The 314-nt window shown below is 42.4% G+C and carries 1 protein-coding gene; it reads right to left on the bottom strand.

Features of this window, described 5'->3' with window-relative positions; genetic code table 11:
* A partial coding sequence (locus RYX56_RS21720) for a PH domain-containing protein (protein ID WP_317124034.1) occupies nucleotides 1–314 on the bottom strand: 314 nt, incomplete at both ends.

Below are 314 nucleotides of genomic sequence, written 5' to 3'. Positions count from 1 at the left end.
ATCCAGAGCCAGCTTGGCCTTAACAAGCGGGCCCATAAAGACTTTCTGGGAAGCCGCTTCATTTCTAGTGTAACTTCATAAGCAGGTAAAATTTCTGATACCATTTCATAGGCTCTTCGAACCGGTAAGAAAGGGTAGAGTGAATTGATATCAGATGCATCCTCCTCCAAACTAAGACTGCCTGCACTTGTCAACTTTACCTCGGCTAGCCCAAACAAGCGTTTCGTGAAGGACTGTTCTATTGCAATGGCCTGAACTTTATCTTTTGCAATCGAAAAAGCCGTTTCATCAATAACCCCTTTGTTAATATAAAT

This window comes from Alkalihalophilus lindianensis (genome assembly GCF_032843265.1).
GTDB lineage: Bacteria > Bacillota > Bacilli > Bacillales > Bacillaceae_D > Alkalihalophilus > Alkalihalophilus lindianensis.
This window is presented reverse-complemented; position numbering and strand designations above follow the sequence as displayed.